The organism is Synechococcus sp. H60.1, assembly GCF_047462335.1.
In the GTDB taxonomy this organism is placed as follows: Bacteria; Cyanobacteriota; Cyanobacteriia; order Thermostichales; family Thermostichaceae; genus Thermostichus.
On sequence record NZ_JANSJA010000204.1, the window covers coordinates 1 to 6,304 of the forward strand.

4 protein-coding genes and 1 pseudogene are annotated in these 6,304 nt (G+C 62.8%); 4 read left to right on the forward strand and 1 reads right to left on the reverse strand.

The window, feature by feature from the left end:
- Window positions 1–39: 39 nt before the first annotated feature.
- From NW852_RS10250 to NW852_RS10265, 4 genes and pseudogenes are all read left to right on the forward strand, one after another.
- Window positions 40–1,524: pseudogene (locus NW852_RS10250) on the forward strand (cobaltochelatase subunit CobN); the annotation flags it as partial.
- 45 nt (window positions 1,525–1,569) lie between these two features.
- Window positions 1,570–1,893 (forward strand): DUF2605 domain-containing protein, encoded by a 324-nt coding sequence (locus NW852_RS10255; protein WP_414333814.1) that lies wholly within the window; start codon window positions 1,570–1,572, stop codon window positions 1,891–1,893.
- Window positions 1,893–2,156 carry a DUF2973 domain-containing protein gene (locus NW852_RS10260; protein ID WP_414333816.1) on the forward strand — a complete coding sequence of 88 codons (264 nt, stop codon included), beginning with the start codon at window positions 1,893–1,895 and terminating at the stop codon, window positions 2,154–2,156. Before NW852_RS10255 ends, NW852_RS10260 begins: the two co-directional genes overlap by 1 nt.
- A gap of 278 nt (window positions 2,157–2,434) precedes the next feature.
- A complete protein-coding gene (locus tag NW852_RS10265) occupies window positions 2,435–2,860 on the forward strand; it encodes a GerW family sporulation protein (protein ID WP_414399229.1) in 426 nt (141 codons plus the stop codon).
- On the opposite strand, the gene NW852_RS10270 is transcribed toward NW852_RS10265, so the two are convergent.
- Complete coding sequence (locus tag NW852_RS10270; RefSeq protein WP_414426711.1) at window positions 2,857–6,186, reverse strand: AAA family ATPase; 3,330 nt, start codon at window positions 6,184–6,186, stop codon at window positions 2,857–2,859. The genes NW852_RS10265 and NW852_RS10270 overlap by 4 nt on opposite strands.
- Between the last annotated feature and the right edge of the window lie 118 nt (window positions 6,187–6,304).

Consider the following 6,304-nt stretch of genomic DNA (forward strand, 5'->3'; position numbering starts at 1 on the left):
TTGAGGAATTAGCCAGCCAGCTCTATGGGCGAGAACTTTCGCCGCATCGGAGATGGGGTAGCTGCCCTAGAGGCCCAGGCCCGCCTCTGGATTGCCCAGCGGCTACAGGGGATCCCTTACGATCCGCCCCCGGGGCCGGCGGCCAGCCAGGTGCTGCGCTGGATCGAGACGGACTTGCTCCCCCGCCTGCAGCAAACACCCCAGGAGCTGGAAAATCTCCTGCGCGGGCTCAATGGCGGCTATGTGCCCAGCGGCCCTTCCGGCGCTCCCACGCGGGGCCGGGTGGAGGTGTTGCCCACCGGGCGCAACTTCTACTCGGTGGATATCCGCGCCATTCCTACCCCCACTGCCTGGCAAGTTGGCTCGCTGGCTGCTGAGCGGGTGGTGGAGCGCTACGTGCAAGAGCAGGGGGAATATCCCCGCCACCTGGGCCTATCCGTTTGGGGAACTGCCACCCTGAGAACCGGCGGCGAGGACTGGGCGGAGGCGCTGGCGCTCTTGGGGGTTAGGCCCCGCTGGGAGGGGGGACGGGTGGTGGATATTGAGATTCTGCCTGTAGCGGCTTTGGGCCGTCCCCGCGTGGACATAACCCTGCGCATCTCCGGCTTCTTTCGCGATGCTTTTCCCAACCTGATTGCCCTCTTCGACCGGGCTGTGCAGGCCGTGGCCGCCCTGGAAGAACCGGAAGCCGACAACCCCCTGCGGGCCCAGGTGCTGGCCGATACCCAGTACTGGCAGGAGCAAGGGATCCCGCCTTCAGAAGCGGCAGAGCGGGCGCGGCTGCGCATCTTTGGCTCCAAACCAGGGGCCTACGGAGCCGGACTGCAGGGGCTAATCGAGGCGCAAAACTGGGAAACCGAGGCGGATCTGGCCCGCGCCTACCTCAACTGGAGCGGCTACGCCTACCGAGCTGAGGGCGAGGGAGAGCCGGCTCCTGCAGCCCTGCAGCGGCAACTGGCCCGCTTGCAAATTGTCCTGCACAACCAGGATAACCGCGAGCACGATCTCCTCGACTCCGATGACTACTACCAGTTCCAGGGGGGCATGGTGGCAGCCGTGCGCACCCTCCAGGGCCGCAACCCCCAAATCTACTTCGGGGATCACGCCCGTCCCCACAACCCCAAGATCCGCACCCTGGCCGAAGAGATCGACCGCGTCTATCGCGCCCGCGTCGTCAACCCCAAGTGGATTGCCGGCGTAATGCGCCACGGCTACAAAGGCGCCTTTGAGATGGCCGCCACCCTCGACTACCTTTTTGCCTACGACGTCACCACCCACGCCGTGCCCGATTTCATGTACGCCGGGGTGGCCCGCGCCTACCTGTTGGATCCCCCCGTGCAGCAGTTTTTGCGAAACCACAACCCCTGGGCACTGCGGGATATGAGCGAGCGGCTGCTGGAAGCCCACCAGCGGGGCTACTGGCAAGAGCAGGCCCTAGAGCTGGTGCCCCAGCTGGAAGCCCTGCTGCTGGAGACGGAAGCCCGCCTGGAGGCCACCCAGGGATCCCTGGCGGGAGAAGGTTAAGTTCAGCTAAGATGCTCTCAGCAAACCAGGCGCGGAGGGATCCCAATGATGAGCAAAGCCAAGTTACTGCGAGAGATTCTGGGGCCCCTACTGGAAGATTACCGCTACTGGTTTGAGCGCTCCCGCCGCTTTTTGCAAGAAGAAACCCTAGAATTTATTAGCCCGGAGGCGCAGCAGGCCCTTCTGGAGCGGGTTTTGGCTGCCCAAGCAGAATTGCAAGCCGCAGAAGCCCTCTATCAGTTGTCGGAGAATGAAGTTGGCGTTGACCCAGCGCTGATGGCAAAATGGCATCACCTGCTGATGGAGTGCGCCGAGCTGGGCCGTCGCTTCCGCCAAATTCACCCTTCCTCTGACTCATCTGACCCGTGATGCTGCAGATCCTCTACCTCATCGCTTTCGTGGCCATCGCTTTTGTGGCCCTGCGTAACCTGGTGGCCAATATCATCACGTTGGGCAAAGAAGAGCGCAAGGCCTCGCCCCGTCGGGCTCGCCGACAGGCGCCCCACCCAGAGCTCTTGGATGAAGAAGGCAACCTGACGGAAGAGCCCTTGTTGGTGATTCGTTCGACCAGCCTGGAAGAAGCCCGCAGCCGCCTGGAAGATCTCTACTCTGGCTCTCCTGACGAGGATTAAAAGCGGCGCAGGAGCTTCCCCTTTCTCGGTGTCGGCCCGAGTCAGTTGTGGGGGTAAGTAGCCTTTCTTGGATGAAGTTACGATAAAGCACCTGGCGCCGAGCACTATTCCTAACTCCCCTCTCCCTGAGGGAGAGGGGTTGGGGGTGAGGGTAGCGGCGCGGAGCACTTGGGTAGGCGGCAAGGTATCTTAACCTTGTTTGAGGCAACCACAGTCAATCTGGTTCTTCACCTGGTGGCCTCTGGAGCTGGCCTGCAGCATTGACGCAAACGTCACAAATGGGATCCGATTCCAATTCCGATTTCGAGGTGGAAGCCGTCCTGGAGGCGGTGCTGAGCAAGCTGACGGTTTTGGCGGAGACGGGACAGACCTTTGGCCAGCCGATTACCATTGGCGACACAACGATTGTCCCCTACGTGTCGCTCTATTTTGGCGTTGGCGGAGGAGGGGGCCATTTTGGCAAAACGGCCAGCGGCTTTCGCAGCAACGGACGGGATCCGGCCAGCCTGTTTGGCGGAGCGGGGGGCGGGGTGCGCATCGAGCCGGTGGGCTTTTTGGTGATCCGAGGGGAGCGGGTGGAGCTGCTGACCACGGCCCAAAAGCCCGGCCAGTGGAGCCAGCTTGGCGAGACTATAATTCCCCTGCTCCAGCAGTGGCTCCGGAGCCGGGCCGGCAACTCCTCAAATGACCAGCCAAATGACTAGCCGCGAATGGAGAGGCGGGATCCCTGGGGGGAGGGCTGCACCTCGATGCGGTGGGGAAAGGCCTCTTGCAGGCTGGGGATGTGGGTGATCACCAGGATGCAGGCAAAGTCAGAGGCCACAGCGTTGATGGCCGCCAGCAACTGGGCCCGCCCGGTGGCGTCCTGGGAGCCAAACCCCTCGTCGATGATCAATGTTTGCAGGTCGGAGCCGGAGCGCTGGGTAAGCAGGCGGGAGAGGGCCAGGCGAATGGCGAAGTTGATGCGGAAGGCCTCGCCGCCGGAGTAGGTCTCGTAGGGGCGGGTGCCGCGGGGATCGGCGATGAGGATGTCGAGGGTTTCAATTAGCTTGTCCGAGCGTCGCCCCGAGCGCTGGGTTACAAAGCGCAGATGGAGGCGGTGTTGGGTGAGGCGGCCCAGGATCTGGTTGGCTTGTGCCTCTAGCTCTGGCAGAACGTTTTCGATGATCAGGGCGGGAATGCCGTTGCGGCCGTAGGCGTTGGCCAGCTCCTGGTACACCTGCTGCTGGCGGCGGGCCTGCTGCAGTTGTCGCTCTAGCTCTGCCCGCTCCGACTGTTGTTCAAGGGCCTGCTGCAGCCGCTGTTGGGCCGCCCCGATTTGAGAAAGCACCTGATCCAGCCCTTGCCGGTGCTCCTGCAGAGCTTGGCGGATCCCTTCCAGGTGGGCGGGCAAGACCTCAGGCTGCTCCGCCAGTTGTTGCTGCAGCGCTTCCAGCTCTTGGGTGGCCTGGGCAAAGTGCTGCCGGCTTTCCTGCAGGCGTTGGGACAAGATCTGGCTGCGGGCTGTGGCTTCCGGCAGCTCCTGGCGGGCTATTTGGAGGGCCTGCAGGCGGGCCGGCCACAGTTGCGCCTGGGCCAGTTCTGCTTTTACCTGCTGGTGCAGGGATCCGTCGTAGCCGAGGTGGTTCAGCGCCTGTTCGATCTGGACCAGTCGCTCTGCTAGGGCAGCCGAGGAGGGCGTCTGCTGCAGGGCTTCCAGTTGGGCTTGTAGGGAGGCGATTTGCTCACCTAGGCGGGCGCAGCGCTCCTGGGCTTTGCGCAGTTCTTGGGAGCGGCCCAGGGCCCAGCGCCAGCGCTCCAGCTCCCCTCGCTGCAGGGCGTGTTCGCGCTCGTCGTAGCCCAGGTGTTGCAGGGCCTGCTGGATCTGGGCAAGCTGCTGCCGCGCCTCTGGAGCATAAGCTTCTTGGTTGAGGATTTGCTCCAGTTCTGCCGCTTCTGCCCGCCAAGCCTCCAGTTGCCGATGGCGCTCCTGCCCGGCCTCCCACTGCTGCTGCAGCCGCCCCTGGAGGTGCAGGCGCTCGTCCCAGCTGGCCAATTCTTGCTCAAGACGCCGGGCTTCTTCTTGCAGCAGCCCGATCTCCCGGTCGGCCACCGCCAGTTGCTCGCGAATCACAAAGAGCTCGCCGGCAATCTCTTCTTGGCGCTGGCGGTGTTTCTTCAGCACCACCGCCCTCAGGGGCGGGCTGAGCGGACGGGCGCAGAGGGGGCAAACCCAAGTCGGGGCAGTCGGCACTTTGGTGGGCGGTGCCAGCGTGGACTCGGCAGGCTGCTCTGAGAAGAGGGAGCCTGCGGTTACTTCGGATCCCGGTTCTGCAGCTCCCTCGGCAATGGCCTTCGCCCCCGTCAAAGCATGGGTGGGACGGCACCAGCCAGAGTCTGGATCCGAAGGGCCTAGGTTATCCGGTCGATCCAGATCTTCTAGCTCTGCAGGATCCAAACGCTCGGCGTGAAAGGACTCTGCTCCGCTATCGCCAACAGGAAACTCTTCCCAGCGAGCCTCTAGCAGGCGGCAGCGCTCTTCCTCCTGTTGCCACTGATGCTGGAGAACCCGCTGCCGCTCCTGCAGCTTCTGCACAAAGAGGCGGCGCTCTTGAATTTTTTCCAGCACCTGCTGTTGGTAGAGACGCCGTTGCTCCAGCTCGGCCAGGGCTGCGGCGCCGGCGGCAATTTTCTGGGCCAGTTGCTGCTGCTGTTGGGCCAGGGTTTCCTGGTTTTGCAGTTGCTGCTTGAGGAGCTGGAGGCGGGCTTGCAGGCGTTCTCGCTCGCGGCGGATCTGCTCTTGCCAGTGCCGTTGTTGCTCCAGGAGGGCGGCGGCTTGGGCCTGGGCCTCGTTCAAGATCTGCAGGCGCTCCTGGGCTTGCCGGTAGTGGTGGAGGGCGTTTTCGATGCGCTCCCCTTCTGCCAGCACCTGGGCATCGGCCTGGGCTTGGGCCTGGCAGGCGGCCAATTCCTGTTGCAGCCGCTGCATTCTGCGCAGTTGCTGCTGTTGGTACTCAGCTTGTTGGGCCTGCAGCTTTTGGCGCTCTTGGAGCAGGTATTGCTGTTGCTCGAAGAGGTGGTGAAGATGGCGATCTTGGGCCATCAGGGACTGATAGCGTTCGTAGCCGGCCTGGATCTGCTCGCTTTGGGCAATCAGCTCTTCCAGCTGCAGAAGCTGCTGCCGCTGCGCCCGCCACTGCTGTTCGGTGTGGTGCAGGTTGGCGCTGAGCTTGTGCAGGTGTTGGGTGAGTTGCCGGTGGCGCTCCTTCAGGATGTGGCGATGTTCATAGGCACGTTCTAGAGTCTGTAATTCCTGCTGCTGTTGGGCCAGGAGCTGCTGCAGATGGGTTTGCTGGTGTTGGAGCTGCTCCAGTTCAGCTTGGATCTGCTCAATGGAAACCTGTTGTTGGTCTAGCTTGTACAGGCGCTCTTGGAGCAGGTCGGCTTTGAGCTTGGCGCTGCGGGCCTGTTCGCGGCAACGCTCCGTCAGCAAGTCATACTGCCCCAGCTTGAGCATGTCGGCCAAGATCTGCTTGCGCTCCCCCGGGCGCTTCAGGGTAAAGGCATCGGCCTGTCCCTGGCGCAGATAGGCAGAGTGGAGAAAGGTGTCGTAGTCGAGGCCAAGCTGACTTGTAATTGCCTCTTGGGTGGCGCGCAGGCCCCGGCGGGTGAGGCTGCGCCAGCGGGCTTGGCCGTCGGCTTCTCCAATTTGAATTTGCCACTCCAGGGATCCTTCCCCCGACAGGTGGCGGCTGCGCAGGATGCGGTAGGTTTGCCCCCGCGAGCGGTAAATTACTTCCACCCAGGTTTCGCTGGCACCTTTGCGGATGAGATCGCTGTCGTTGCTGGCCCGGCTCTGTCCCCAGAGGCCCCAGGTCAGGGCGTCCAGCAAAGCCGATTTGCCCGCCCCGTTAGGGCCACAAATGCAAGCGGTGTGGATCCCGCGCAGATCCAAAACCGCCTGAGAGTAGCAGAGAAAATTGTGTAAGGTCAGGCGAACTGGGATCACAAGGGCGGCTCTGGTCGCTGCAAAACAATGGCGATGAGCCATTTGCTCCAGTTTATGAAGTTATTGGCTAGATCCCAAGTTTTGCCACGGCCAGAAAACGGTTGTCCCTCCGCCCTGAGCTCACCAGGGAAAGCGGCATTGCTGCTGAAGAGAAGCAATC

Bases quoted from the DNA above. Each gene is read 5' to 3' on its own strand.
- NW852_RS10255 (WP_414333814.1), top strand. From the start codon at position 1,570: ATGATGAGCAAAGCCAAGTTACTGCGAGAGATTCTGGGGCCCCTACTG.
- NW852_RS10260 (WP_414333816.1), top strand. From the start codon at position 1,893: ATGCTGCAGATCCTCTACCTCATCGCTTTCGTGGCCATCGCTTTTGTG.
- NW852_RS10265 (WP_414399229.1), top strand. From the start codon at position 2,435: ATGGGATCCGATTCCAATTCCGATTTCGAGGTGGAAGCCGTCCTGGAG.
- NW852_RS10270 (WP_414426711.1), bottom strand. From the start codon at position 6,186: ATGGCTCATCGCCATTGTTTTGCAGCGACCAGAGCCGCCCTTGTGATC.